Origin of the sequence: Calorimonas adulescens (assembly GCF_008274215.1) — a bacterium.
GTDB lineage: Bacteria > Bacillota > Thermoanaerobacteria > Thermoanaerobacterales > UBA4877 > Calorimonas > Calorimonas adulescens.
Map to the genome: position 1 here is coordinate 20863 of NZ_VTPS01000020.1, position 25054 is coordinate 45916.

Sequence of the window (25054 nt, forward strand, 5' to 3'; positions counted from 1 at the left end):
TTGACTTATTATATAATTTAAAAACTCTGACATTATATTTAAGGAGAGATTATGATGGACCTTGAAAGAGACATACTTAACCTCATAGCTTATAGTGGTGAAGCTCGAAGCCTTGCTATGGAAGCTATAGGATATGCTAAAAATGGAGAATATGAAAGGGCTGAAGAGAGTCTCAATGAAGCTGATGAAAAACTTGCAATGGTACATGATATGCAGACAAAACTTCTGCAGAGGGAGGCATCTGGAGAGAGCTTTTCCATGTCAATCCTTCTTGTACATGCGCAGGATCATCTTATGAATGCCATAACAATACACACACTGGCAAAGGAGTTTTTAGATGTATTTAAGAGGCTAAATGAACTGGAAAGGGAGAAAGAGCGGTGCAAATGAGAGAACTCGGAATATCTGTTTATCCAGAAAAAGCTGATATAGAAGACAACCTTAGGTATATAGATACAGCGTCAAGATATGGTTTTACACGGATATTTACCAATCTTATATCTATAGAAGAAAGTGGAGATATACTGGATAGATTCAAGAAGATATGTGCTTTTGCCAATGAAAAGGGTATGAACGTGATTGCAGATATAAACCCTGGTGTGCTTAAAACGCTAAATATTGGTGTTGGGGATATGAAGCTTTTTCATGATCTGAATCTATACGGTATAAGACTTGATACTGGCTTTAGTGGACTGGAAGAGAGTATGATGACTTTTAATCCATATGGTTTGAAGATAGAAATAAATATGAGTTCTGGGACCAAGTATCTTGAGACGATTATGGAATACAAGCCAAATGTTGAAAATCTGTTAGGATGTCACAACTTCTACCCACTTAAGTATACAGGGATTTCACGAGAACACTTTATGCGTTGTTCTGAGGTCTATAAAAGGTATGGTATAAAGACAGCTGCATTTGTGACATCGCCAAGTTCAACATTTGGGGCCTGGCCAGATAATGACGGGCTTTGCACATTGGAGGAACACAGGGGCCTTCCCATAGACACTCAGGCTAAAGACCTTTTTAATACCGGACTTATAGATACTGTAATTATAGGTGACTGCTTTGCATCTGACGAAGAACTAAAGATCCTCGGAGAGATGGACAAGAATATACTGACATTTAACGTTGAATTAAATGAAGGTATATCTGAAATAGAGAAAAAGATAGTCTTAGATGAACTTCACATCAACCGCGGAGACATATCGGAGTATGTAATAAGGTCTACGCAGAGCAGGGTTAAATACAGTGAATATGAATTTAAACTTTTTAATCCCAAAGAAATTATAAAAAAGGGGGACATACTCATACAAAGCTCCCTGTATCAAAGATATGCTGGTGAGCTGCAGATAGCCTTAAAAGACATGAAAAACAGTGGCAAGACAAATGTGGTTGGCAGAATAGCTAAAGAAGAGATATACCTTCTTGACTACCTCAGACCATGGCAAAAATTTAAATTAAAACTGAGATGACGGAGGCGTGATACGATGAAATACCAATTTCCAGAAGGTTTTTGGTGGGGCAGTGCCTCATCGGCAGCTCAGATGGAAGGAGCATCACAAGAAGGAGGGAAAGGTTCAAATGTATGGGACTACTGGTACACACAAGAACCCAATGTGTTCTATAATGGTGTAGGGCCTCAGACTGTAACAGACTTCTATCACAGATACGAAGAAGACATAAAGCTCATGAAAGAATTTGGCCACAACTCCTTCAGGACATCAATCTCATGGTCAAGACTCATACCTGAGGGGAAAGGTGAAATCAATCAAGAGGCAGTAAAATTCTATAACAACGTAATAGATCAACTCATAGCTAATGAAATAGAACCGTTTATGGCCCTCTTTCACTTTGACATGCCGTGGGAGATGCAGAAGATAGGAGGTTTTGAAAACAGAGATGTAGTAGAAGCATATAAAGACTATGCCGGTGCGTGCTTCAAACTGTTTGGAGACAGGGTAAAGTACTGGTTTACATTCAATGAACCCATAGTGCCGGTAGAGGGAGGCTATCTAAACCAGACCCACTACCCACGCAAGCAGGACTTTAAGGCAGCCGTGCAGGTAACCTACAATACAATGATAGCCCAGGCGAAAGCCATAGAAGAATATAAAAAGCAGCATCAAAGTGGTAAGATAGGTGTTATACTGAACCTGTCTCCAGTATATCCAAGGAGCGATAATCCTTTTGACGAAGAAGCGGCCTACATAGCAGACCTGTTTCACAATAGAAGCTTTTTAGACCCGTCGATAAAAGGGGAATACCCTGAAAAGCTCATAGAAATAATAAAAAGATACAACCTTATGCCTGACATCCAGCCGGGAGACAAAGAGCTTATAAGACAAAACACCATACAGATATTAGGTGTAAACTACTACTCACCGAGGAGAGTAAAGGCAAAAGAAACACTACCCAACCCATACTCCCCTATTACCCCTGAATGGTTCTATGACAACTACGAAATGCCGGGCAGGAAGATGAACCCGTATAGGGGGTGGGAGATATATGAAAAGGGAATATATGACATAATGATAAGGATAAGAGACGAATACGGCGACATAGAAAGATACGTATCAGAAAACGGTATGGGAGTAGAAAATGAAGACAGGTTTATAAAAGATGGAATGGTACAGGATGATTACCGCATAGAATTTGTAAAAGAGCACCTGAAATGGCTGTATAGATCCATTCAAGAGGGGTGTAACGTAAAGGGATATCATATGTGGACATTTATAGATAACTGGTCATGGCTCAATGCCTTTAAAAACAGGTATGGCTTTATATCCCTTGATTTAAAGACGCTTAAGAGAACGCCCAAAAAGAGTGCTTACTGGTTTAAAGAGATGACAAAAAATAACGGTTTTGAAGAATAGGTTTATTGCATAAATATTTTTATTTGAATAACTGCAATAAATTTAATTATACCATTTCTCCATTCATAACTTTTTTGCACCTTAAGTATAACAAAGGAATGTGAGTTAAAATTTCAATATAAGGAGGTATCCAGAATAGGATACCTCCTTATATATATGCAGGCATATTTTATGCTCAGATTACCCGGTATTAGCTGTTTCCGGTTTTGTTAGTTGGGGAATACTTTATTATTTCTACATCCTGGATAACTATCATCAATCCCTCTTGAATCATTTCATCTAGTACATCTATAATTTGCATTATTTTCTCTTCCTTATCTACTATTTCTATGACAATGGGAAGGTCTTCAGATAACCTGAGTATTCTTGAGGTATGTATTCTACTATTAGCACCATAACCCTCTATGCCCCTGATTATAGTGGCACCGGCCATATTGTTTTCCTTTATTTTCTTTAGTATAGCATGATAAAGAGGTTCCCCATGCCAGTGGTCTGATTCCCCTATAAATATTTTTAATAACTTACCCTTGCCCTCAATTTTCAAAATGTTCACCCCCATAAAGACCTATGCCAGTATTTGAGCACAAATCCTTCCAAGCCATACAGCCGTTATACCCAATCCTATGTTCAAGAGTATATTTATAAGTGCCAAAACATTACTACCATCACTGAGCATGATAGCTGTTTCATAACTAAGGGTGGAAAAAGTCGTAAAACCTCCCATAAAGCCAGTGGTCAAAAATATGCGGAGTTCGGCTGATAAAGGGAACACTGCCGTAGCAGCCTCCATAATAAAACCTATAAGGAAACACCCTGACACGTTTACCAGCAAAGTGCCCATTGGTATATTACTGCTAAAATAAGTCTCGGCCCATCCTGAAATTAAATACCTTAGTATGGAGCCAATGAAACCTCCAATACCTACTAAAAGTACTCTGCCCAAATCATATCCCCTTTCGCTTAAAAATAAATAAACTCCTATTATGGCTCTTGCCGTAATAGGAGTTATCATCTGTAAGAACAGCTATAGTGAACTCCATCACTTTTATGCCCATTATAATATAGATATGCCAATTTTTCAAGTTTGTTTTCATGTTATTCATGTCAATATTTTTTAAAATATGCTTGCACGTGCGGGGAGATTATGTTAAAATAATAGTACAAAATATTGTATATTGTATAGGTGATAGCTATGATAGATAAGCAGCTCCTGACCAAAAACGGAATAGCGGTATTGAGACTTGCGAGGGAGTTAATTTCACTGCGGCCTGGCCAGCGCATAGAGACAGTGGGGGACTATGCTGATAAGCTGGACCTGGGTAGGGGTACAATACAGTCAGCCTTAAAATACTTAGAGGATTCGGGAGCAGTGAAGCTGGATGCAAGAGGTCACCTGGGAACGTATATAGAAAGTATAGAATATAAGAAACTGTGGGAGGTGGCAGGTCTAAGGAGCATAACGGGTGTTATGCCGCTGCCCTATTCCAGGAGGTACGAGGGCCTGGCCACAGGCCTATACAAGACATTTGAAAAGGCCGATATCCCCTTTAATATGGCCTACATGAGGGGAGGATATAGAAGGGAAGAGGCATTAGAGCAGGACAAGTATGATTTTGCTGTAATGTCTATGCTTGCAGCAGAACTCAATATAGCCTCAGGGAAGGATATGGAGATAGCTATGGACTTTGGTCGATATTCTTACGTGGGAGGTCATAAGGTTCTTTTCTCAAATCCTAAAAACAATGAAATAATGGACGGTATGAAGGTTGCATTAGACAGTAGCTCTGTAGACCATTTCATACTTACATGTTATGAATGTGAAGGTAAACAGGTTGAGTATGTAGAATTGAGCTACAACCAGATTTTAAAGAGCCTTATGGATGGCAAGATTGATGCAGCAGTGTGGAATATAGATGAGGTGATAGACAGGGGATTGAATATACCGTATTATGACCTTAAAAATCCCAAGATATTTGAACTTAATGAGAAGGATACAGTGGCTGCTATAGTAGTAAAAAAGTCTAACTGGGGTATAGGCGGGATATTAAAGCATGTAATAGATAAGGACTTTGTGATGAATGTTCAGAATAAAGTGTTAGCAGGCGAGATACTTCCGGCATATTAAATATTTTATATAGTAATATACAAAGTTCTGTATATTGAATGGAGGTGCTGAGTTGAACGCTATAGACAGGGTAAACATACTCTATGAAAGTGAGGTTATCTCAGCCGATGTGAAAGACACGGTGCTTAGGGTCATAGAATGGCTTGGTGAGAGGAAGGTTGGCATAGACTCTGACAATGGGCAGATGTTTCTGACACACCTTGCCATGTCACTTGAAAGGGTTTGCAAAGGGGAAGAAGTGGATGCCCTGCCCGATGCAATGATGGATGAGGTCAAGTCCAGCAGGGGGTATATCCTTGCTTTAGAGTTTATTGAATATATGGAGGGTATACTAAACAGGAAGCTTCCGGAGAGTGAAAAAGGATATATACTTTTGCATCTTTCAATACTTCAAGAAAAGGAGGATCAGCATGATTAAGATTGCAGTAGGAGGGGCTATAGACAGACAGAAGGTGGCAGAGGCGATAAAGAAAGCAGGAGGTGATAGGGTAGAGGCAAAGGTTATGGCCGACATTGAGGCGGCCATGGCAGTCAAAAATGGCCAGGCCGAATACTACTTCGGTGCCTGTGCTACAGGTGGCGGCGGTGCCCTTGCTATGGCTATGGCACTTCTTGGGGCACAAAAGTGCGCCACTGTATCCATGCCGGGAAGGCCACCAAAGGAAGAAGAGGTTGTAAAGGTGGTAGAACAGGGCAAGGTAGCCTTTGGTTTTACCAATGACCACATCGATAGGGCAGTACCTATGATTTTAAGTGCCATATTTAAAAAGAAGGGGGAACAGTAAATGAATATTGTGGTAATTGCAGCTATAGGTGCACTGGCAGCTATACTGGCCCAGAAGGGTATAGCAGTGTTTAACGACGGGCTTCGTCCTATAATGCCTGAGTATCTTGAGGGAAGAATGACCAAGGCAGAGCTTGCTGCCACCAGTTTTGCCATGAGCTTTGGACTTGTAATAGGTTTTGGCATACCGGTCTCCATTGGTGCAGCAATACTTTTGGTTCACAGCATACTTCTGGGTACAGACATCATTGGCACATGGTCCCCGGAAGGCAACACAGGAAGCATCATAGCAGGAGTAATAGGGGCAGTATATGGTGTGGGGCTTTTGCTTGGACTTCAATGGATAGTAACCTTATTTAAATCGTTACCAGTAAACATATTTGATGCCATGGGTGCAGTGGGTACACCGGTAGTGCTTGCCTTTGCAGCGTTTCCAGCCCTGGCTGTTGCTCTTCAACATGGCATTTCAAATGGAATAATCACCCTTTCAATATCAGCGCTGGTCAGGATTCTGATTGTCAGATTCAGCCCGTTTGCAATTGGTGGAGCCAATATTTCATTAAATCCTGATGGGATGGCCATGTTAGCAGGTATGATTATGCTTATAATATATGGCGCTCAAGAGAAGGCCACAGATGATACTAACTTGGCTACACTTTTTACTGGCAGGGTGGCAAGAATAAAGAAGAATGTATGGATACTTGCTGTAATGGGAGCACTGGTTGCTGCAGCAACAGCTATGCATCTGCTTGCAGGTGACCCTATTTCATTGAACCTTGTAAAAGAAACAAAGTACTCTGATGCAGCCTTAACCGCCCTGGCGAGGGCCATAGGATTTGTGCCTCTGGTAGGTACAACAGCAATTTCTACAGGTGTATATGGCCCCGTCGGGATGACATTCATATATGCGGCAGCCCTGTTCTCAAATAATCCAATCATAGCTGCTGTGCTGGGATTTGTGATAATCTTTGTAGAGGTGTATCTGCTGGGAGGCATAGCCGGTTTCTTGGATAGATTTCCAGGTATAAGGAAATCGGCAGATAATATAAGGACATCCATGAGTCAGCTATTGGAGATTGCCCTTCTGGTCGGCGGTATTAATGCTGGCAATACTATGATGTCGGGTCTTGGTATGTTCCTTGTAATAGGTATTTACCTTTTAAATGAGATTGCAGGTAGACCAATAGTACGCATGGCTATAGGTCCTGTAGGTGCAATAATAGTTGGTATATTAGTAAATGTGCTGGCAGTAATTGGACTTTATATACCACCGGCTGCATAAGAAAGGTGATTTTATGAACTCAGTTACAGGTAAACTAGAAAAATTAGGTAGAACTCTTATGCATGAACACCTGACTATAGACCTATCGGCAAACAAGAATGAGGATGCAAGTCTCAATGATGAAGAGGCGATAGTAGAAGACCTCAAAGAGATAAGGAACGCAGGCATTGACACCATAGTGGATGTGACCAATAGAGGTATGGGCAGGGATATAAGAAAGATGGCCATATTGTCTAAAGCGTCCAACATCAATGTGATAGCCTCTACCGGCTACTACAAGACCCCTTACCTCCCTGATGAGGTGAGAAGCAAAAACTATAAGGAACTGGCCGGGATCATGATAAGTGAAATAAGAGAAGGTATAGATGGCACAGGTATTAAGGCAGGGTTGATAGGTGAAATAGGTACGAGTAATATCTTTACTGAGGAGGAAGAAAAGGTATTTATGGCTGCCTGCTATGCCCATAATGAGACAGGAACTCCAATATATACCCATACAACCATGGGTAAATTGGCCATTGAGCAGCTTCAGTTTTTAAAGAGGAATGGCGTAAATCTAAGTAAGGTTATAATAGGGCATATTGATTTAAACCCAGACATGGATTACTACAGTAGGATACTGGACTATGGATGCTTTGTGGGTTTTGATACCATTGGCAAGCTTAACTACCAGCCTGACAAACTGCGTGCAGAAAATATATTAAGACTGGTTGACATGGGCTATAGGGACAGGATAGTCCTGTCCCTCGATATTACTAGAAAGTCACACCTTAAGAGGTATGGCGGTTATGGACATGGGTATATAATGAATACGTTTATACCGATGCTGCTTAAAAATGGTTTAAAACAGGAAGATATAGATAATATGTTGATAGAAAATCCCGCCCGTATATTTTTGACTTAATGTTATAGTAACGAATTTTCAATCCACCAAATGCGTGTATGAAATTTTGACATACCATTGTGGTCTTAATGTACGGGAGTCAAAGATAATATGAGGTGAAACATGTGAAGACATTTCCATTAGAGTTTTTAACACTAAATGAGGCAAAAGAACTTCAGTTTAAACTGGTAGATACTATCACTCGCCACTTTACAGGTACTGATTTTTTAAGCATGGGTGACCTGGGAGTGGTGCCGGGCTATGGGAGGCCCACTGTCACGTCAAAGGTGGAAAGTGTCATAGCGGATTTCTTTGGTTCAGAGGATGCTGTACTGGTGAGGGGTGCAGGTACAGGTGCTATAAGGTTTGCTCTTCAGGCTTTGTTAAAGCCCGGGGATAGGGTGCTTATACACGATGCACCTGTTTATTCCACGACAGCTACTACGATGGAATACATGGGCCTTGAGCTTATAAGGGCGGACATGAACGATACAGAGGCAGTTTTGGAGGCATTGTCAGAAGATATAAAGGCGGTGTATATACAGCACTCCAGACAGAAGAGCTCCGATAGGTATGATATGTATGAGCTGATCGAAGCTATAAGAGATGCCTCTAATGTTCCAATAATTACCGATGAGAACTATACGGTATTAAAGACCAGATATATAGGCACACAGGTAGGGGCAAATGCTTCATGCTTTTCATGCTTTAAGCTCTTGGGGCCTGAGGGTATAGGCTGCATAGTATGTGATAAAAATGTCGCTGATAGAATCAGGGAGATGAACTACTCAGGAGGTGGCCAGGTACAGGGGCATGAGGCTATGGAGGCACTTAGGTCCATGATTTATGTCCCGGTGATGGTTGCTATACAGGCAGAAGAGATTAACAAGGTAGCTGATGCAATAAATTCGGGTATGATAGAGGGGGCAAAGGCGGCATATATCACCAATGCCCAGTCCAGGACTATCCTTGTGGAACTCTGCGAGCCTATCTCGGCTAAGGTTATAAAAGAGGCAGATAGACTTGGTGCAGCAACGCACCCTGTGGGTGCAGAGTCCAGGTACGAGGCTACTCCTATGTTTTACAGGGCATCAGGTACCTTTATAAAAGATAACCCTGAAATAAAAGACTATATGATAAGGGTAAATCCCATGAGAGCTGGAAGTGAGACTGTTTTAAGGATATTGAAAGAGGCCATTGAGAAAGCCAGGTGATGACATGTTTTTAGAGGCAGTATTAAAGAGCAATCCAGCATTGATAGACGCAGCATATAAACTATATAAGGATGGAGATATTGGCCCTAACACATACTGTGTGGACCTAAGCATGATTAAGAGGAATGCCTCTCTCATTGCTCGGGAAGGGAAAGAGTACGGTATAGAGCTATACTTTATGACAAAACAGTTTGGACGAAATCCGGTTATTTCCCAGGCTATAGTTGAAAGCGGTATTGAAAAGGCCGTGGCTGTGGATATGGATGAGGCAAGGGTCTTGCATAGAAACGGTATTAAGATAGGCCATATGGGCCACCTGGTACAGATAGCGAAGAGGGATATAAAAGAGGCACTGGATATGAGGCCTGAGGTCATAACCTGTTTTAGTGCAGAGAAGGCTGCAGAGATAAATGAGGTGGCTGCTGAAATGGGCCTCATCCAGGATATACTCCTCAGGGTAATAGATAATGGAGACTATATATATCCAGGACAGGAAGGTGGTATAAGGCTTGAATGCTTAGAGGAGACGGTAGATAGCATAAGTAAGCTTGGCAATGTGAGGATTGTTGGTGTGACATCTTTTCCGTGTTTTCTATATAGTGAAGATAGCAGGGCTATTGAACCCACAACGAATGTTTATACGATTAAAAGAGCAGCAGAAATTTTGAGAGGCATGGGTATTGAGGTCAAGCAGATAAACGGCCCCAGTGCCACATGTGTTTCGTCCATACCCATTTTAAAGAAGATGGGGATGACCCATGGGGAGCCTGGCCACGCTCTTACAGGTACTACGCCGCTCCATGCCCGTGGGGATGAACCTGAGGGCCAGGCCATAGTCTATATCACAGAGGTATCTCACAGGGATAGGGACAGGGCCTACGTATTTGGAGGTGGGTTTTATCCACGTTCCCGTATGAAAAAAGCATACAGCCCGCGGCTTAAGACAACATTTGACGTGGAGGAGATACCGGCCGAGTCCATTGACTATTATGGTACAGTTATTGATGATGAAGGACTTTTGAAAATAGGTGACACTCTCATATATGCTTTCAGGACACAGGTATTTGTCACAAGGGCAAAGGTAGCAGTGATAGATGGCATACGTGAGGGCAGGCCACGTCTTGTTGGCATTTTCACTTCTCTTGGAGATGAGATAAGATGAGGAGAGTAATATTGTTGGTTATAGACAGCCTTGGTGTGGGCGAGATGGACGATGTGGATGCGGTAAGACCGCATGACAAAGGGGCAAATACGCTGAAGCATGTGGCGGAGCAAAGCAACCTTAATATACCAAACCTGGAGAAGATGGGTGCAGGTTACGTAGTGGAATTAGATAAGATAAAGAGAGTAGAAGAACCTATAGCGAGTTTTGGCAGCAGCAATCTCGCTCATTTTGGAGCAGACACATACCAGGGCCATCAGGAGATAATGGGTACAAAGCCAAGGATGCCTGTGATGAAACCATTTATATATTATATAGACAAGGTAGAAAGAGCCCTCACGGATGCGGGGTATGATGTAGAAAGGCCAGACCCATCTCATCCCTATCTTCTGGTAAATGGTCTGGTAACAGTGGCAGATAACATTGAGGCCGACCCTGGGCAAAACTACAACCTCACAGCACCCTTAGACTATATATCCTTTGAAGAAGAGCTAAAGATTGGACGTATAGTAAGAGAAAATGTTGAGGTGGGCAGGGTAATAGTATTTGGTGGCAGAGGTGTAACCATAAAGGATATCCTCAATGCAGTAGAGGTAAAAGAAGGGGATATCACTGGCATTAATGCACCAAAGTCAGGTGTCTACAGGAATGGCTATATAGTAAGACACTTAGGATATGGTGTAAATCCGGATGTTCAGGTACCTACAATACTAAAGAGAGCTGGTTATGATGTATCCCTTATAGGAAAGATGGCAGATGTTATAGGGTGCGATGGAGCTGAGTATATGCCAATGGTCGAAACAGAGGGCGTGTTGGATCTTATACTGGAGAAGATAAAAGCACAGGATAGTGGCCTCATAGCAGCCAATGTGCAGGAGACAGACCTTGCTGGCCACTCCCAGGACCCTGTTAGGTATGGAGAAAAGTTGATGACAGTAGACAGATATCTTCCAAGGATTATGGATGGCATGAATGATGAAGATTTACTTATCATCACCGGTGACCACGGTAACGACCCAACCATAGGTCATAGCCATCACACCAGAGAAAGGGCCATACTTCTGGTATATGGGAGAAAATTAAAAACTGTGGACTTAGGTATAAGAAATACATTGTCTGATATAGGTGCAACCATAGCAGAATTTTTCAGGGTAGCAATGCCGGAAAATGGGGCCAGCTTTTTAAATTTGCTATAAAGGGAACCAATCTATAAATACAGGGTTTTGGTGTGCCGGTAGCAGTGCCGGCACACCAATTTTTTGTAAGATTAAGATTTAATCCGGTATTTACAGTTACTGCGTTTCTCATTTCCAGTGCTGATTTCAAAGATGGAGAGCCTTTGTGTACAGCGTGGCCTTGAATGAAAATGTGACAGATTATTCTCTTGAACCGAGCAGGAAAAGAGTAGGCTACGGGGGTATAGATGGTCTTGAAGGGAAGATAAAATCCGTGAACATAAAAAATTTCAAAAAATATTGAGGATAGATGGGCAAATGATATAATATATAATATAGTAGCGATAATCTTTTGCGTTTGGAGGCAATAAATGATAAACAAGGAGCTGCTAAAACCCATAAAGATTGATGATAGTTCCATAAGCGATAAGGTTTTTAATTTACTTAAAAATGCAATACTAAGTGGAGAATTAAAGCCTGGGGAGAGGCTGGTAGAACGGAAACTATCGGAAAAGCTGGGTATCTCCCGTACACCTGTGAGGGAGGCGATACAGAAACTAAAATCGCAAGGCCTGGCCGTGCAGCTTCCAAGGAAGGGGGCGGTGGTCTCCATGGTTACCCCCAGAGAGGTCATAGATGTATTTAACATCCGTGAGGTTTTGGAAGGCCTGGCCGCCCGTCTGGCGGCAGAAAATGCCAACAAGAGACAGATAAATCAGCTTAACAGGATACTAAACGAAATGGAAAAGTGCGTGGCGTTAAACAATGAGGAAGAACTGGAAGACCTGCACATAAAATTTCATGAAACCATATATAAGATTGCTGGCAATGAGAAACTCTATCAGATGCTTATAAATCTTCAGGAATATATCAGGACATATACCCGTGTGGGATACTCATTCCACGGAAGGATAGAAGAGGCTACCATGGAACACAGTCAGATAGTAAGGGAAATAGAATCCCATAATGCCAGCAGGGCCGAGTATTATGCCAAGAGACATATAGAAAATTCCAGAGATGCATATATAAGCAAACTGGAGGAAGAAAAGTCTAAATAGGGTTTACTGAAAATGCTGCTTTTTGAGCAGCATTTTTTATAATTTATAAGATATAGCACAAACGTCTGTATAACTTTATCTTGATAACATGCCAGTTTTGTGCTATATTTTCCCGAAAGGGGGAATCGCATATGGAATATCATATAGAAAAGGAAAAGTGTATTTATAATATGAGTGCTAATAATAGGCCTGTATTGATGGTGCCCTCAGGGAGTACAGTCAGGTTTGAGACCTGTGATTGTTTTGCGGACCGTGTCCAGGATGCGGATAGGGGTATAGAAAGCATTGACTGGGAACATATAAACCCGGTCACAGGGCCTTTATATGTGGAGGGGGCCAGGCCAGGCGATGTGCTGAGGGTGGAAATACTTGATATAATCATAAACGACCATGGTGTGATGGCGGCAATACCTGGCTCGGGACTTCTGGGAGAGGGTATAGAAAAAGCTGAGGTGAAGATTGTACCTATTGAGAATGGCCTGGCCGTGTTCAATAACTCGATAAAACTGCCAATTTCACCAATGATAGGTGTAATTGGTGTGGCACCGGAGTCCGGGTCTATCCCATGTGGCTGCCCGGGTTCTCACGGTGGCAATATGGACAATACAAGGATAAAAAAGGGTGCCATACTGTATCTACCAGTATTTACAGAAGGTGCTTTGCTCGCTATGGGTGACCTGCATGCCTGCATGGGCGATGGTGAGATAATGGTAACCGGGGTGGAGATATCAGGCAGTGTGGACGTAAAGGTTGATGTGTTAAACGGCATGGGCCTGAAAAATCCAATGCTTGAGGATGACGAGTATATCTATACCATTGCGTCCAGTGAAAATCTTTTCAAAGCAGTAAAAACTGCTACGAAAGATATGCATGAGTTGGTGATGAAATTATTGGGCCTTTCATTTAATGAAGCTGGTATGCTCTTGAGCGCCGCCGGAAATGTTCAGGTCTGTCAGGTGGTAGACCCCATGATGACCGTGAGGTTTGCCATGCCAAAGGTTTTATTAAAACAGATTGGGGAGTGAACGCTCTATGCCTGGTACTCTCTTACTCATTGCAAAAGCTGCAAATGCAAAAGAGATTTTAAGCAATCAGCTCCGAGAGATATTTCAAGGTAGTATTTTGGTTAAGGCTCGATGCCTTGATGAGCTTTGTCAGGAGGATATTGACGAGGCGTCACTTGTACTTTTTTCCAACAAGGCTGTATTCAATGAATATAAAAATTCTAAGAATATGCTCATACAGAACTTCTTGGTGGCAGAAAGATACATTTATTTAGACAATCTCAACGAGATTATTGCCCTTCCACAAGGGGAAAAAGCACTTGTTGTCAGCAATTTGAAGATTTCAGCCGAGGATACGATAAATGAAATTATTGATGTTGGCATAAATCACCTGAGGCTTATCCCATATTATCCAGGCTGTGGCCTTGACATAAACGGCATAGATGTAGCAATATCTCCTGCTGCGGGAGACATTGTTCCAGCAGGCATTAAGAAAGTTATTGATGTTGGGGTAAGGAGGATTGCCATATCAACTATCTTTAAGATAACAAATTTCTTTAACCTCCCGATAGAAATTGTGGATAAATATATAATAGAATACACAAGGGAGTTTATACTTCAAGCGGAAAAACTTAACCGTACGATCACGACTGAAAACAGACTTAACCATGAACTGGATGCCATTTTAAATTCCGTACATGATGCAATAGTTGCCACTGATGCAGATTGCAATATCACTGTATTTAATCCAAAGGCTGAAGAATTATTTGGCTATAAGAGGACAGAGGTTATGGGTAAAAATATATGTAAAATTATACCCCAAAACAACTTTAGAAAAATCATCGGGCAAAAAAAGGCCCTTTCAGACACTCTTGAAAGGATAGGCAATAGGCACCTTATCTCCAACAAGACGCCGCTCTTCATGGATGGTACAGTGACCGGTGTGGTTGCCACATACCAGGATGTTACGGAGATGCAGAGACTTGAGCAGGAGGTGAGGGGTAAGCTCTATGAAAGAGGGCATGTTGCAAGATTTAATTTTGACGACATAGTCAATAAAAGTGATTCAATGTATAGTGTAGTTAAAAAGGCAAAAAAATTTGCAGCGAGTGAAGAACCAGTACTCCTTAGGGGAGAAACAGGGGTCGGCAAGGAGATGTTTGCACAGGCAATACATAACCATTCCGACCGGAGAAACGGTCCGTTTATTGCAGTTAATTTTGGGGCACTTCCTGAGAACCTGGCTGAAAGTGAGCTTTTCGGATATGAGGAAGGGGCATTTACGGGCGCGAGGAAAGGAGGTAAGCCTGGCCTTTTTGAGCTTGCTCATAATGGGACAATATTTTTAGATGAGATAGGAGATGCTACGCTTTCTACGCAGGTAAAGATACTAAGGATTTTACAGGAAAAATGCGTCATACGTCTTGGTGCAACCAAGGTTATACCGGTAAACGTTAGAATAATAGCGGCTACAAATAGAGATCTAAAAGAGTTGATCCGTCAGGGGAAATTTAGGGAGGACCTCTATTACAGATTGAATGTGCTTAGTATTTCCATACCATCGCTCAGAGAGAGAAAAGAGGATATTGTGGCACTGGCGGAATACTTTATGTCCCAGTATTGCCCTGGTTTAGTACTGTCAGATGAGGTAAAAATGCTGTTCTACAATTACCCATGGCCAGGCAATGTGAGAGAACTGGAAAATGTTATTAGGTATATATCTGCTACGTGTGAAAATAAAGAAGTGAGATTGGATGATCTCCCACATGAAATAATTAATATGAATTTGAAAGATGAATTGTCAACCAACTCAGTGGGAGAAATTTTCCGTAGTAAGGACAGAAAAGCGGCGGAATATGAGTATATTTTGCGTATTCTTAAACATTATTATGATACTGGCAGAGTGTGCGGCAGAGGCACAATCTTACTGGAGCTTAACAATAGATACGGGCTGGGGTTAACTGAGGAAAAAGTGAGGTGGAGGCTTCAGACCCTGTCAAAGATGGGATATATAAATATAGGCAGGACGAAACAGGGCTGTAAGATCACAGAGAACGGCATGAGGGTACTGGAAATGTTAAACAGGAAAGCAATATGAGATAAGAAATTCTGGTTATATATAACCAGAATTTCTTATTTAACAACCAGATAACTAACCAAAATTATCTAAACATACCTATAATAGAAGGGATTTATGGTGTGGCATGATTCTTGCTAATTAATAAAGACAACACATAAAGCTATATAGTGGAGGGAGGGATACCTGAGCCGACAGAGACTGGTTCTCTATTTACTTTTATGAGTTAAAAGGTGATTATATTAAAAGAAAGGTGCAGTGACATGGATTTTGACTCATTAAGGTACAGCTATCCTTCAAGAAGAAATGTCATATATGGGAGCAGAGGCATGGTTGCGACATCCCAACCATTAGCAGCTCAAGCGGGTCTTGACATTTTAAAAAAAGGTGGTAATGCTGTAGATGCAGCTATAGCGACAGCGGCATGTTTGACGGTTGTTGAGCCGACCTCAAACGGCATTGGTGGCGATAATTTTGCTATTGTATGGACAAAGAATAGGCTTTACGGACTGAATTCCAGTGGACATGCTCCAAGAAATATCTCTATATCCATATTAAAGCAAAAAGGCTATACCGAAATACCAAAGTATGGCTTTATTCCAGTGACAGTACCTGGAGCGCCATCAGGATGGGCTGAGCTTTCAAAAAGATTTGGCAGACTGCCGCTAACTGAGGTTTTAAAACCTGCGATAGATTATGCTATGAATGGCTATCCGGTGGCCCCAACCACCTCTTTTCATTGGCAGCGTGCTTTTGACGTATATTCGAAGATCCTTAAAGATGAAGAGTTCACATATTGGTTTGAAACCTTTGCAAGAAATGGCAAGGCACCTCAGCCTGGAGAAATGGTGATTTTGAAGGACCATGGCAGGACATTACAGGAAATTGCAGAGACGAATGCAGAGAGTTTTTACAGGGGCAATCTTGCAGAAAAGATAGGTGCATTTTCTAAAAAATATGGCGGCTATCTTGATGAAAATGACCTGGCGGCATTTAAAAGCGAGTGGGTAGAGCCTATAAAGATAGATTACAGGGGCTATGATGTGTGGGAGTTACCCCCGAATGGACAGGGTATAGTTGCACTGATGGCACTGAATATATTACAAGGTTTTGAGTTTGCAGAAAGAGAAAGTGTTAAGACGTATCATCTGGTGATAGAAGCGCTGAAGTTAGCTTTTGCCGATGCGCAAAAATATGTGACTGATCCAAAGGAGATGAGGGTAACTGTAGATGAACTCCTTTCTGCTTCGTATGCCGCAGAAAGAAGAAAACTCATAGGCAAAACAGCTATTGTGCCAGAGGCCGGAAATCCTAAAAACGGCGGGACAGTCTACCTGTGTGCGGCAGACTCTGAGGGGAATATGGTTTCTATGATTCAAAGCAATTATATGGGTTTTGGTTCGGGGCTGGTAGTGCCGGGAACCGGCATAGCCCTTCAAAACAGGGGATATAATTTTTCTTTTGACGAATCCCATGACAACTGCTTGGCTCCAAATAAGAAGCCGTACCATACAATAATTCCTGGATTTATGACAAAAGATAATAAAGCCATAGGACCTTTTGGGGTAATGGGCGGATTTATGCAGCCTCAAGGGCACGTTCAGGTTGTTATGAATACGGTGGATTTTAATATGAATCCACAGGAGGCTCTTGACGCTCCAAGAGTCCAGTGGGTTGGAGGGAAAAAAGTACAAATAGAGCCTCATGCAGCATTATCCATAGTTCAGGGGCTGAGCAGATTAGGCCATGAGGTCACATTAATGCACGATGCAAGTGAGTTTGGCAGAGGGCAAATCATCTGGAAGAATGATGATGGGACGTTCTGCGGTGGTACTGAGCCGAGGACAGACGGATATATAGCGGTATGGTAGTGTACATGTATTTTATGAATTTGCTAATCCATAAACTTTCCTCAAAAATAGTCTATGATACTCTTGAATTCATTAATTTGCATTTGGTTAAAAAAGTTGAAGAGAAAACATTTCCCTATGAGAAATTTCTAATTTTGTAAGAAGGATATTTATATTTTACGTTGAATACATATACCTAAATATCAATATTTATATGGTGTGCCGAATACCATAAATTTGGAGGGGGAGGTTTTGACTGGATATATTGTAAAGAGGTTGTTGCAGCTTATACCTGTATTGATTGGTGTTTCAATTGTAGTCTTTTTGATGATTTACCTTATCCCGGGTGATGCTGCTGAAGTTATAGCAGGGCCTACTGCTACTGCGGAAGAGATAGCAAATATAAGGATAAAGTTGGGGCTGGATCAACCTGCCTATGTGCAGTATTTCAGGTATATGTCCGGGGTAGTCAGGGGAGACCTGGGGTATTCGTTTCAAACGGGCCAGGCCGTGTCAGAGGCTATTGCAACACGTTATGTAAATACATTCGGTCTGGCGCTGTTCAGTGCATTAATAGCGGTTATTATAGGTGTTACAGCAGGGATCATCTCTGCAGTAAAGCAGAATTCATGGTTTGATCACATCTGCATGTCCATATCTATACTTGGGATATCCGCACCCACATTCTGGATTGGACTTCTGCTAATTATAATATTTTGTGTTGAACTCAAGATACTGCCAATATCAGGGCTTAGCGGTCAGTTGTGGACATTAGATGGGATGAAACACATGATATTGCCGGCTGTCACATTGGGGTTTAACTCCTCAGCCATGATTGCCAGGATGACGAGGTCTTCCGTTTTAGAGATAATCCATCAGGACTATATTATGACGGCGAGGGCTAAAGGCCTCAGTGAGTTTATTGTCATTATGAAACATGCCTTTAAAAATGCCTTAATTCCAATTATTACAGTGGTAGGTATTGACTTTGGTAGCCTGCTCGGGGGTGCAGTTGTGGTAGAATCAGTATTTGCTATAAATGGCATAGGCAGGCTCATGGTGCAGAGCATAAACGCAAGAGACTTCCCTATGGTACAGGGTACAGTGCTTGTGGTGGCTACGACATTTGTGCTCATAAACCTGATGGTGGATATAATATATGCCGCTATCGACCCAAGGATATCGTATAAGTGAGGCGAAGATGATGACTGAGACAGGAGGAATAACAATACGCACTGATGAGAAGTACAGGAGGAAGAGTCCATTTGTGGATCTCTGGAAGCACCTCAAAAGGAACAAACTGGCTGTAACAGGCCTGGCCATTGTCACAGTGTTTATTATCGTTGCTATTTTTGCCCCGGTATTAGCACCATATGACCCATACAAGCAGGACCTGACTATAAGGCTTTTGCCTCCTGGCAGTCCAGGACACTTACTGGGTACTGACGAATATGGCAGGGATATGCTGAGCCGACTTATATATGGCGCAAGACTGTCGCTGCTTGTGGGTTTTAGTTCAGTGGGATTTGGCCTGGCCTTTGGTGTAATCCTTGGGCTCTTAGCTGGTTACTATTCGACTTTGGACAGCATAATAATGAGGATTGTAGACATCCTGCTGGCCTTCCCGGGGGTCCTGTTAGCTCTAGCTATTGTTTCAGCACTTGGGCCAGGCATAGCCAATGTGATAATTGCAGTAGGAGTATGGTCTATACCTACCATATCTCGCGTGGTTAGGGGCACAGTCCTTTATATAAAGGAAATGGACTACATTGCTGCTGCTAAAGCCCTCGGTGAGACGGACTTTATGATACTGTTTAAAGAGATACTACCAAATTGTGTGTCATCCATAGTTGTCTATGCAACAATGAGACTGGCTACAGCCATACTTTCAGCCGCCACATTAAGTTTCCTTGGGCTTGGCGCACAGCCACCTGCGGCTGAATGGGGAGCAATGGCATCTACGGGCAGAAACTATATCTTTCAGGCGCCATATCTTACACTTTTACCCGGGTTTGCCATTATACTTGTGGTTTTTGGCTTTAACTCTCTGGGTGATGGTCTCAGGGATGCATTGGATCCAAATTTGAAAAATGCACTTTAGACAATATCTTAAATTGTGATTGCGATGTAAGAAGTAGACTTGCTTTAAGGTTGCATTTGATGTTGCATACCATTCTTTGATAGGACTTTTTTACAGTATAATCAAATTGTTTTCTGAATTAATAAATTAAAGGGGGAAACTGAATTGAAAAAAAGTTTATTAATCATGCTCATCCTGGTACTGACATTAAGCTTTACTATGACAGCGTGTTCCTCAGGCAGCCAGACAAATAACCAGCAGGCACAGACAGGAGAAACAGAAAAGGCACAGGAGGTTCCTCAAGAGGTAACATATATATCCATGACCGACGCAGTAGGGCTTTCTCCTATCCTCACCAACGACTCTGCGTCCAGTAATATCATAAGGGAAATATATGAGACGCTGTTTATGAGAGACCCAAAGACAGGTGAGATAAAGCCGCTCTTGGCTGAGTCTTATGAAAATCCTGATGATAATACCTGGATTATAAAGCTGAAGCAAAATATTAAATTCCAGGATGGCACGCCGTTTACATCTGAAGCTGTAAAATATACCTTTGAAAAGATAATGGACCCGAAGACAGCTTCACCAAGGGCAAGTCTGTTAAAATCTGTAAGTTCAATTGAGACGCCTGACGACTATACAGTAGTTATCCACACCAAGAAACCATATGGTATTATGCTGACAGCTCTGGCCCATGACAACCTATCTATAGTAAACCCAAAGGCTGACCAGAATGGCGACATCAACAAAAATCCAGTAGGAGCGGGTACAGGCCCATATAAATTTGTGGAGTGGGTACCAGGCGACCACATCACCCTTGAGAAGAATCCTGATTACTGGCAGGGAGCACCAAAATTGGATAAGGTGACATTCAAGGTTGTTCCTGAGATGGCTACAGCAGTATCTATGCTGGAGACTGGTGAGGCCGATTTTCTGGTAGGTGTCCCACCCGAGCAGCTGGATCGTCTGAAGAATAACCCGGATATTGACGTTATAGAGATGCAGGGCAATCCAACCAGATACCTTGGTTTTAACTTTGAGAAAAAACCTTTTGACAACCTTAAGGTAAGGCAGGCTATATCCTATGCCATCAATAGAGATGCATATATAGCCACATTGAATGGACTTGGATATAAGTCGAGAGGTATAATTGGGCCAAAGCTGTTTGGATATAATGAAGAAATTGAACAGCACGGATACGATTATGATCCAGAGAAGGCAAAACAGCTTCTGGCTGAAGCAGGGTATCCCAATGGCTTTAAGACAACACTCACTGTAGGCAATACCGATGTATATATGAAGATGGCACCGTTTATACAGGCACAGCTAAAGGAGATAGGTATAGATGTGGAGCTAAATGTAATGGACTGGGCTTCTTTCCTATCATATTGCAAAGCCGGCAATCAAGAACTCTACCTGAATGGCTGGATGAATGTGACAGGGGACGGCGAAGAATTATTGTACCCACAATTCCACTCATCCAATATTGGGGCCTCCAACTACTCCAGATACAATAAGCCTGATATGGACGCAATGATAATGAAGACCAGGGTGACTGTGGACCAAAACCAGAGATATAACTATATAAGGGAAGCCAATATTGCATTGACTGATGATGTGGCATGGATACCCATGTTCAACGACGTGGTGACACTGGCCCATAGGAAGAATGTAAAGGGTATAACCTTTGAATCCAACGGAGAGTTCAGGCTAAACGATGCATATAAAGAATAGGTGATATAATTGGACACACTCTTAAAAGTAAATAGCTTAAAGACCTATTTCTATACCATAGATGGTGTAATGCCAGCAGTAGATGATGTCAGCTTTGAGGTTATGAGAGGAGAAACATTGGGGATTGTAGGGGAATCGGGCAGCGGCAAGAGTGTCACTGCCCTCTCCATAATGCGACTGGTTCCTCACCCGCCAGGTAAGATAGTAGGTGGCTCAATAAACTTTAAGGGGGATGAGCTACTTACTAAAAAAGAATATGAGATGAGAATGATACGAGGTAATAAGATAGCCATGATATTTCAAGACCCAATGACCTCATTAAACCCACTCTTTACTATTGGCGATCAGATCATTGAGGCCTTAGTTACGCATCAGGACTTGAGCAGAAGAGAAGCGAGGGATAGAGCGATAGAGATGCTGAAGTTAGTGGGCATACCATCTCCAGAAAAGAGGGTAGATGACTATCCCCATCAAATGAGCGGTGGCATGAGGCAGAGGGTAATGATTGCCATGGGCCTCTCATGCAGGCCAGACCTGCTCATAGCTGATGAGCCCACCACAGCACTGGATGTCACGATACAGGCACAGATACTGGAGCTTATTTCGGAAATGAAGCAGAAAATGAACATGTCGGTTATAATAATAACCCACGATCTAGGTGTAGTGGCTGAAGTGGCTGACAGAGTGGTAGTGATGTATGCAGGAAGGGTTATGGAGTACGGCAGTGTAAAGGATGTATTTTCTATGCCGCTGCATCCGTATACCCGTGGTTTGATGGACTCAATTCCCAAAATTGATGTTAACGAAGATAGGTTAAAGTCTATTGAAGGGACATTGCCTACACTTACTGAGAAGTTTAAAGGATGCAGGTTTAAAGACAGATGTGTCATGGCAGATAGAGTATGTCATGAGGAAGAGCCACCTATAGTAGAAATTGATAATAGGCAGGTTCGCTGTTTCAAATATATTTGAGGGGTGGGAAGATGGAACTTCTGGAGGTTAAGGGACTTAAAAAATATTTTCCTGTAAAAGGTGGCTTTCTTTCAAAGACAATCAATTACGTAAAGGCTGTGGACGGGGTCTCGTTCAATGTAAAACAGGGTAAGACCCTTGGACTGGTGGGCGAATCTGGCTGCGGCAAGTCTACTACTGGCAGGACCATCTTAAGGCTATATGAGCCTACAGAAGGGGCAATCTATTTTGAAGGCATAGATATTGTTACCCTTGATAAAGAAAAACTAAGGGCAAAGAGGAAGGATATGCAGATAATATTCCAAGACCCCTATGCATCGTTAAACCCCAGGCTTACAGCAGGAGAGATAATAGGCAGGGCCATAGACATACACAATATAGCAAGAGGGAAGGAAAGACAGAGGCGTATACTCCAGCTTCTGGATGTTGTTGGTCTAAAAAGGGAGCACTACAATAGATACCCCAATGAGTTTTCCGGAGGTCAGAGGCAGAGAATAGGAATAGCAAGGGCTCTGGCAGTAAATCCTAAACTGATAGTTTGCGACGAGCCCATATCTGCCCTGGATGTATCAATACAGGCCCAAATTATAAACCTATTGAAGGACATACAGGACCAGTTTAATCTCACCTATATCTTTATAGCTCACAACCTTGCCGTTGTAAAGCATATAAGCGACACCGTAGCTGTTATGTATCTCGGCAAGATTGTTGAGATGGCAGACAGGGATGAACTTTTCTTAAGGCCTCAGCATCCCTATACAGCGGCACTCTTCTCTGCCATACCTATACCTGATCCATCGAAGAGGCACTCAAGGATAAAACTGGAGGGAGATGTGCCAAGCCCAATAAACCTGCCACCAGGCTGCAGGTTTGCAACAAGATGTCCGGAAAGGACATCTATATGTGATGAGGTTGAACCAGACCTTATAGATATAGGAGGAGGGCATATGGTTGCCTGCCATCATAGGAGATGATAACTATTGAATACCGATGACATCATGAATATTGCGCTGGAAATGTCAGGTTTTAAGGAAATACCAGAGGACTCTGAGATTTATATTAAAGGGGATAATATAAAGAAGATTCCGTATAAATGCGTACAGGGTATATAAAGACCATGTAAAAATGATGATAAATACAGGGGTTCCGGAGTAGATTACTATACTTGCCGGGATAATTTAGTTTTGCCCTCTCCAATATAATCATAGACATAAGGACTGCCACTGCGGCAGTCCTTAAAAATTGTAGGGCTTTCAGTTATAATCATATAAAATGACAGTATAAAACTATTTGCATATATGATATAATATAAACCTGTGAGAATGATTAGGGGTGATTTGATGTTTGATAAGCTGGATGCGATAGAAGAAAAGTATGATGAGCTCACAAAAAAGATAGCTGATCCGAATGTCATTGCTGACAGGGAAGGATGGCAAAAATTAGTAAAAGAACATGCTTCCTTAGAAGAGATTGTAGTGAAATATAAGGAATATAAAGAGACTATAAATGAAATAGAGGAAAATAAAGCCCTTCTGAGAGAAAAACTTGACGACGATTTTAAAGAACTGGTCGAATCGGAAGTTGAGGAGCTGGAGGATAGGAAGGCTAAACTGGAAGAGGAGTTAAAAATACTACTCTTGCCCAAAGACCCCAACGATGAAAAAAACGTTATCGTAGAGATAAGGGCAGGGGCGGGTGGAGAAGAAGCAGCACTCTTTGCAGCAGACCTCTACCGCATGTACTCCATGTATGCTGAATCCAAGGGGTGGAAGGTAGAGGTATTGAGTTCAAATGCAACTGACCTGGGGGGATTTAAGGAAATAATATTCAGTGTAGAGGGAAAGGGTGCGTACAGCAGACTGAAATACGAGAGTGGTGTGCACAGGGTACAAAGGGTACCGGAGACAGAGGCTGGTGGTAGAATACATACATCCACAGCCACTGTTGCTGTTCTCCCAGAAGCAGAGGAAGTGGATGTCGAGATAAAGCCGGAGGATATAAAGATTGATGTTTTCCGTTCTGGCGGTCATGGTGGACAGAGTGTTAATACCACTGACTCAGCCGTGAGGGTAACCCACATACCAACGGGCATAGTAATATCATGCCAGGATGAAAGGTCACAGCTTAAGAATAAAGAGAGGGCTTTAAAATATCTGAGGGCCAGGCTTTATGAAATGGCTCTTGAGGAGCAGACAGCCAATATAGCTGAAAGCAGGAAATCACAGGTTGGAACAGGGGACAGAAGCGAAAGGATAAGGACATATAACTTCCCACAGGGTAGAGTATCAGACCACAGGATAAACCTGACCCTGTATAAACTCAATGCCATACTGGATGGAGATCTGGATGAGCTTATTGATGCACTTACCATAGCGGACCAGACAGAAAAATTAAAAGAAGAGGCTGTGTAAAAGAGTATAGTTAATGGAACAGCAAAGGCATTTAATAAATACAGTCCCATATATTGAGCTGGATGCAGATATAATTTTGCCGGCATATTAAAAAAATATCCGGTAGACCAGAAACTCCTGTAAATGTCGATGAGAGAATGATAGTTGACTTTTATTAATCAAAATATGGGAGTGTCGCAAAACACTATTTAAGTGTTAGCGGCACTCCCCTTTTTTGGATAAAAAATAAAAAACAGCTTCAAAATTTTAAAGGGAATATGGGCTTTCTCCCCGGTTAGCTGTTTTTGGGTATACTTAAATAAGCCCCCTATGGTAGGGCTTTTTTTGAATATATTAGGCTGTTTTTAGCTCGTGAAGCGGTTTTCCG

Annotated in this window: 25 protein-coding genes; 23 read left to right on the plus strand and 2 right to left on the minus strand. The window is 42.1% G+C overall.

Translation table 11 applies throughout. The features are described from left to right. The first annotated feature begins 54 nt into the window (after window positions 1-54). The 3 genes from FWJ32_RS11250 to FWJ32_RS11260 are packed head-to-tail and all read left to right on the plus strand — an operon-like array spanning window position 55 to window position 2873. Complete coding sequence (locus FWJ32_RS11250; protein WP_149546055.1) at window positions 55-390, plus strand: PTS lactose/cellobiose transporter subunit IIA; 336 nt, start codon at window positions 55-57, stop codon at window positions 388-390. After that, window positions 387-1472: a DUF871 domain-containing protein gene (locus FWJ32_RS11255; protein WP_149546056.1), complete on the plus strand. Its 1086-nt coding sequence runs from the start codon at window positions 387-389 to the stop codon at window positions 1470-1472. The genes FWJ32_RS11250 and FWJ32_RS11255 overlap by 4 nt, the downstream gene beginning before the upstream one ends. Before the next feature lie 15 nt (window positions 1473-1487). After that, window positions 1488-2873: a glycoside hydrolase family 1 protein gene (locus tag FWJ32_RS11260; RefSeq protein ID WP_149546057.1), complete on the plus strand. Its 1386-nt coding sequence runs from the start codon at window positions 1488-1490 to the stop codon at window positions 2871-2873. A 190-nt stretch (window positions 2874-3063) separates the two neighbouring features. On the opposite strand, the gene FWJ32_RS11265 is transcribed toward FWJ32_RS11260, so the two are convergent. Beyond that, the gene (locus FWJ32_RS11265) at window positions 3064-3417 is read right to left on the minus strand and encodes a DUF190 domain-containing protein (RefSeq protein ID WP_238988875.1); all 354 of its coding nucleotides are present in this window, start codon (window positions 3415-3417) and stop codon (window positions 3064-3066) included. 21 nt (window positions 3418-3438) lie between these two features. Next, window positions 3439-3816 carry a fluoride efflux transporter CrcB gene (gene crcB, locus FWJ32_RS11270; protein WP_203227753.1) on the minus strand — a complete coding sequence of 126 codons (378 nt, stop codon included), beginning with the start codon at window positions 3814-3816 and terminating at the stop codon, window positions 3439-3441. Window positions 3817-4065: 249 nt separating this feature from the next. On the opposite strand from crcB, the gene yhfZ reads away from it, so the two are divergent. From yhfZ to prfA, 20 genes are all read left to right on the plus strand, one after another. Further along, the gene (gene yhfZ, locus FWJ32_RS11275) at window positions 4066-4998 is read left to right on the plus strand and encodes a GntR family transcriptional regulator YhfZ (RefSeq protein WP_238988876.1); all 933 of its coding nucleotides are present in this window, start codon (window positions 4066-4068) and stop codon (window positions 4996-4998) included. A 52-nt stretch (window positions 4999-5050) separates the two neighbouring features. After that, on the plus strand, window positions 5051-5416 hold the full coding sequence (locus FWJ32_RS11280; protein ID WP_149546059.1) for a PRD domain-containing protein: 366 nt from the start codon (window positions 5051-5053) through the stop codon (window positions 5414-5416). Further along, window positions 5409-5783, plus strand: a complete 375-nt coding sequence (locus FWJ32_RS11285) for a DUF2620 family protein (protein WP_149546060.1) — start codon at window positions 5409-5411, stop codon at window positions 5781-5783. The genes FWJ32_RS11280 and FWJ32_RS11285 overlap by 8 nt, the downstream gene beginning before the upstream one ends. Beyond that, on the plus strand, window positions 5784-7064 hold the full coding sequence (locus tag FWJ32_RS11290; RefSeq protein ID WP_149546061.1) for a YhfT family protein: 1281 nt from the start codon (window positions 5784-5786) through the stop codon (window positions 7062-7064). It abuts the gene before it with no gap. Window positions 7065-7077: 13 nt separating this feature from the next. Then, on the plus strand, window positions 7078-7968 hold the full coding sequence (locus FWJ32_RS11295) for a phosphotriesterase family protein (protein WP_149546062.1): 891 nt from the start codon (window positions 7078-7080) through the stop codon (window positions 7966-7968). A 104-nt stretch (window positions 7969-8072) separates the two neighbouring features. Further along, window positions 8073-9161, plus strand: coding sequence for an aminotransferase class V-fold PLP-dependent enzyme (locus FWJ32_RS11300; RefSeq protein WP_149546063.1), 1089 nt, complete (start codon window positions 8073-8075; stop codon window positions 9159-9161). Beyond that, on the plus strand, window positions 9145-10323 hold the full coding sequence (locus tag FWJ32_RS11305; protein ID WP_238988877.1) for a YhfX family PLP-dependent enzyme: 1179 nt from the start codon (window positions 9145-9147) through the stop codon (window positions 10321-10323). The genes FWJ32_RS11300 and FWJ32_RS11305 overlap by 17 nt, the downstream gene beginning before the upstream one ends. Then, window positions 10320-11519: a phosphopentomutase gene (locus FWJ32_RS11310; protein ID WP_149546064.1), complete on the plus strand. Its 1200-nt coding sequence runs from the start codon at window positions 10320-10322 to the stop codon at window positions 11517-11519. Before FWJ32_RS11305 ends, FWJ32_RS11310 begins: the two co-directional genes overlap by 4 nt. Window positions 11520-11664: 145 nt before the next feature. Next, window positions 11665-11802 carry a hypothetical protein gene (locus tag FWJ32_RS13360; RefSeq protein ID WP_162523611.1) on the plus strand — a complete coding sequence of 46 codons (138 nt, stop codon included), beginning with the start codon at window positions 11665-11667 and terminating at the stop codon, window positions 11800-11802. 67 nt (window positions 11803-11869) lie between these two features. After that, complete coding sequence (locus FWJ32_RS11315; protein ID WP_149546065.1) at window positions 11870-12556, plus strand: GntR family transcriptional regulator; 687 nt, start codon at window positions 11870-11872, stop codon at window positions 12554-12556. A gap of 131 nt (window positions 12557-12687) precedes the next feature. Next, window positions 12688-13581: an acetamidase/formamidase family protein gene (locus FWJ32_RS11320; RefSeq protein WP_149546066.1), complete on the plus strand. Its 894-nt coding sequence runs from the start codon at window positions 12688-12690 to the stop codon at window positions 13579-13581. 7 nt (window positions 13582-13588) lie between these two features. Then, a complete protein-coding gene (locus tag FWJ32_RS11325; RefSeq protein WP_149546067.1) occupies window positions 13589-15658 on the plus strand; it encodes a sigma 54-interacting transcriptional regulator in 2070 nt (689 codons plus the stop codon). Between the two features lie 212 nt (window positions 15659-15870). Next, window positions 15871-17508 carry a gamma-glutamyltransferase gene (ggt, locus tag FWJ32_RS11330; protein ID WP_238988878.1) on the plus strand — a complete coding sequence of 546 codons (1638 nt, stop codon included), beginning with the start codon at window positions 15871-15873 and terminating at the stop codon, window positions 17506-17508. A gap of 231 nt (window positions 17509-17739) precedes the next feature. Then, window positions 17740-18681, plus strand: coding sequence for an ABC transporter permease (locus FWJ32_RS11335; RefSeq protein WP_149546068.1), 942 nt, complete (start codon window positions 17740-17742; stop codon window positions 18679-18681). Between the two features lie 10 nt (window positions 18682-18691). Beyond that, the gene (locus tag FWJ32_RS11340) at window positions 18692-19588 is read left to right on the plus strand and encodes an ABC transporter permease (RefSeq protein ID WP_203227755.1); all 897 of its coding nucleotides are present in this window, start codon (window positions 18692-18694) and stop codon (window positions 19586-19588) included. A 144-nt stretch (window positions 19589-19732) separates the two neighbouring features. Continuing rightward, complete coding sequence (locus FWJ32_RS11345) at window positions 19733-21304, plus strand: glutathione ABC transporter substrate-binding protein (protein WP_149546069.1); 1572 nt, start codon at window positions 19733-19735, stop codon at window positions 21302-21304. Window positions 21305-21313: 9 nt separating this feature from the next. Continuing rightward, complete coding sequence (locus FWJ32_RS11350; protein ID WP_275266300.1) at window positions 21314-22276, plus strand: ABC transporter ATP-binding protein; 963 nt, start codon at window positions 21314-21316, stop codon at window positions 22274-22276. An 11-nt stretch (window positions 22277-22287) separates the two neighbouring features. Next, a complete protein-coding gene (locus FWJ32_RS11355; protein ID WP_149546070.1) occupies window positions 22288-23250 on the plus strand; it encodes an ABC transporter ATP-binding protein in 963 nt (320 codons plus the stop codon). A 6-nt stretch (window positions 23251-23256) separates the two neighbouring features. Further along, entirely contained in the window at window positions 23257-23388 is a 132-nt protein-coding gene (locus FWJ32_RS13745) for a hypothetical protein (protein WP_275266301.1), read from the plus strand. Between the two features lie 228 nt (window positions 23389-23616). Further along, window positions 23617-24687 (plus strand): peptide chain release factor 1, encoded by a 1071-nt coding sequence (gene prfA / locus FWJ32_RS11360; RefSeq protein ID WP_149546071.1) that lies wholly within the window; start codon window positions 23617-23619, stop codon window positions 24685-24687. The last annotated feature ends 367 nt before the right edge of the window (window positions 24688-25054 follow it).

Bases quoted from the DNA above. Each gene is read 5' to 3' on its own strand.
- FWJ32_RS11250 (WP_149546055.1), top strand. From the start codon at position 55: ATGGACCTTGAAAGAGACATACTTAACCTCATAGCTTATAGTGGTGAA.
- FWJ32_RS11255 (WP_149546056.1), top strand. From the start codon at position 387: ATGAGAGAACTCGGAATATCTGTTTATCCAGAAAAAGCTGATATAGAA.
- FWJ32_RS11260 (WP_149546057.1), top strand. From the start codon at position 1,488: ATGAAATACCAATTTCCAGAAGGTTTTTGGTGGGGCAGTGCCTCATCG.
- yhfZ (WP_238988876.1), top strand. From the start codon at position 4,066: ATGATAGATAAGCAGCTCCTGACCAAAAACGGAATAGCGGTATTGAGA.
- FWJ32_RS11285 (WP_149546060.1), top strand. From the start codon at position 5,409: ATGATTAAGATTGCAGTAGGAGGGGCTATAGACAGACAGAAGGTGGCA.
- FWJ32_RS11290 (WP_149546061.1), top strand. From the start codon at position 5,784: ATGAATATTGTGGTAATTGCAGCTATAGGTGCACTGGCAGCTATACTG.
- FWJ32_RS11295 (WP_149546062.1), top strand. From the start codon at position 7,078: ATGAACTCAGTTACAGGTAAACTAGAAAAATTAGGTAGAACTCTTATG.
- FWJ32_RS11310 (WP_149546064.1), top strand. From the start codon at position 10,320: ATGAGGAGAGTAATATTGTTGGTTATAGACAGCCTTGGTGTGGGCGAG.
- FWJ32_RS11315 (WP_149546065.1), top strand. From the start codon at position 11,870: ATGATAAACAAGGAGCTGCTAAAACCCATAAAGATTGATGATAGTTCC.
- FWJ32_RS11320 (WP_149546066.1), top strand. From the start codon at position 12,688: ATGGAATATCATATAGAAAAGGAAAAGTGTATTTATAATATGAGTGCT.
- FWJ32_RS11325 (WP_149546067.1), top strand. From the start codon at position 13,589: ATGCCTGGTACTCTCTTACTCATTGCAAAAGCTGCAAATGCAAAAGAG.
- FWJ32_RS11340 (WP_203227755.1), top strand. From the start codon at position 18,692: ATGACTGAGACAGGAGGAATAACAATACGCACTGATGAGAAGTACAGG.
- FWJ32_RS11355 (WP_149546070.1), top strand. From the start codon at position 22,288: ATGGAACTTCTGGAGGTTAAGGGACTTAAAAAATATTTTCCTGTAAAA.
- prfA (WP_149546071.1), top strand. From the start codon at position 23,617: ATGTTTGATAAGCTGGATGCGATAGAAGAAAAGTATGATGAGCTCACA.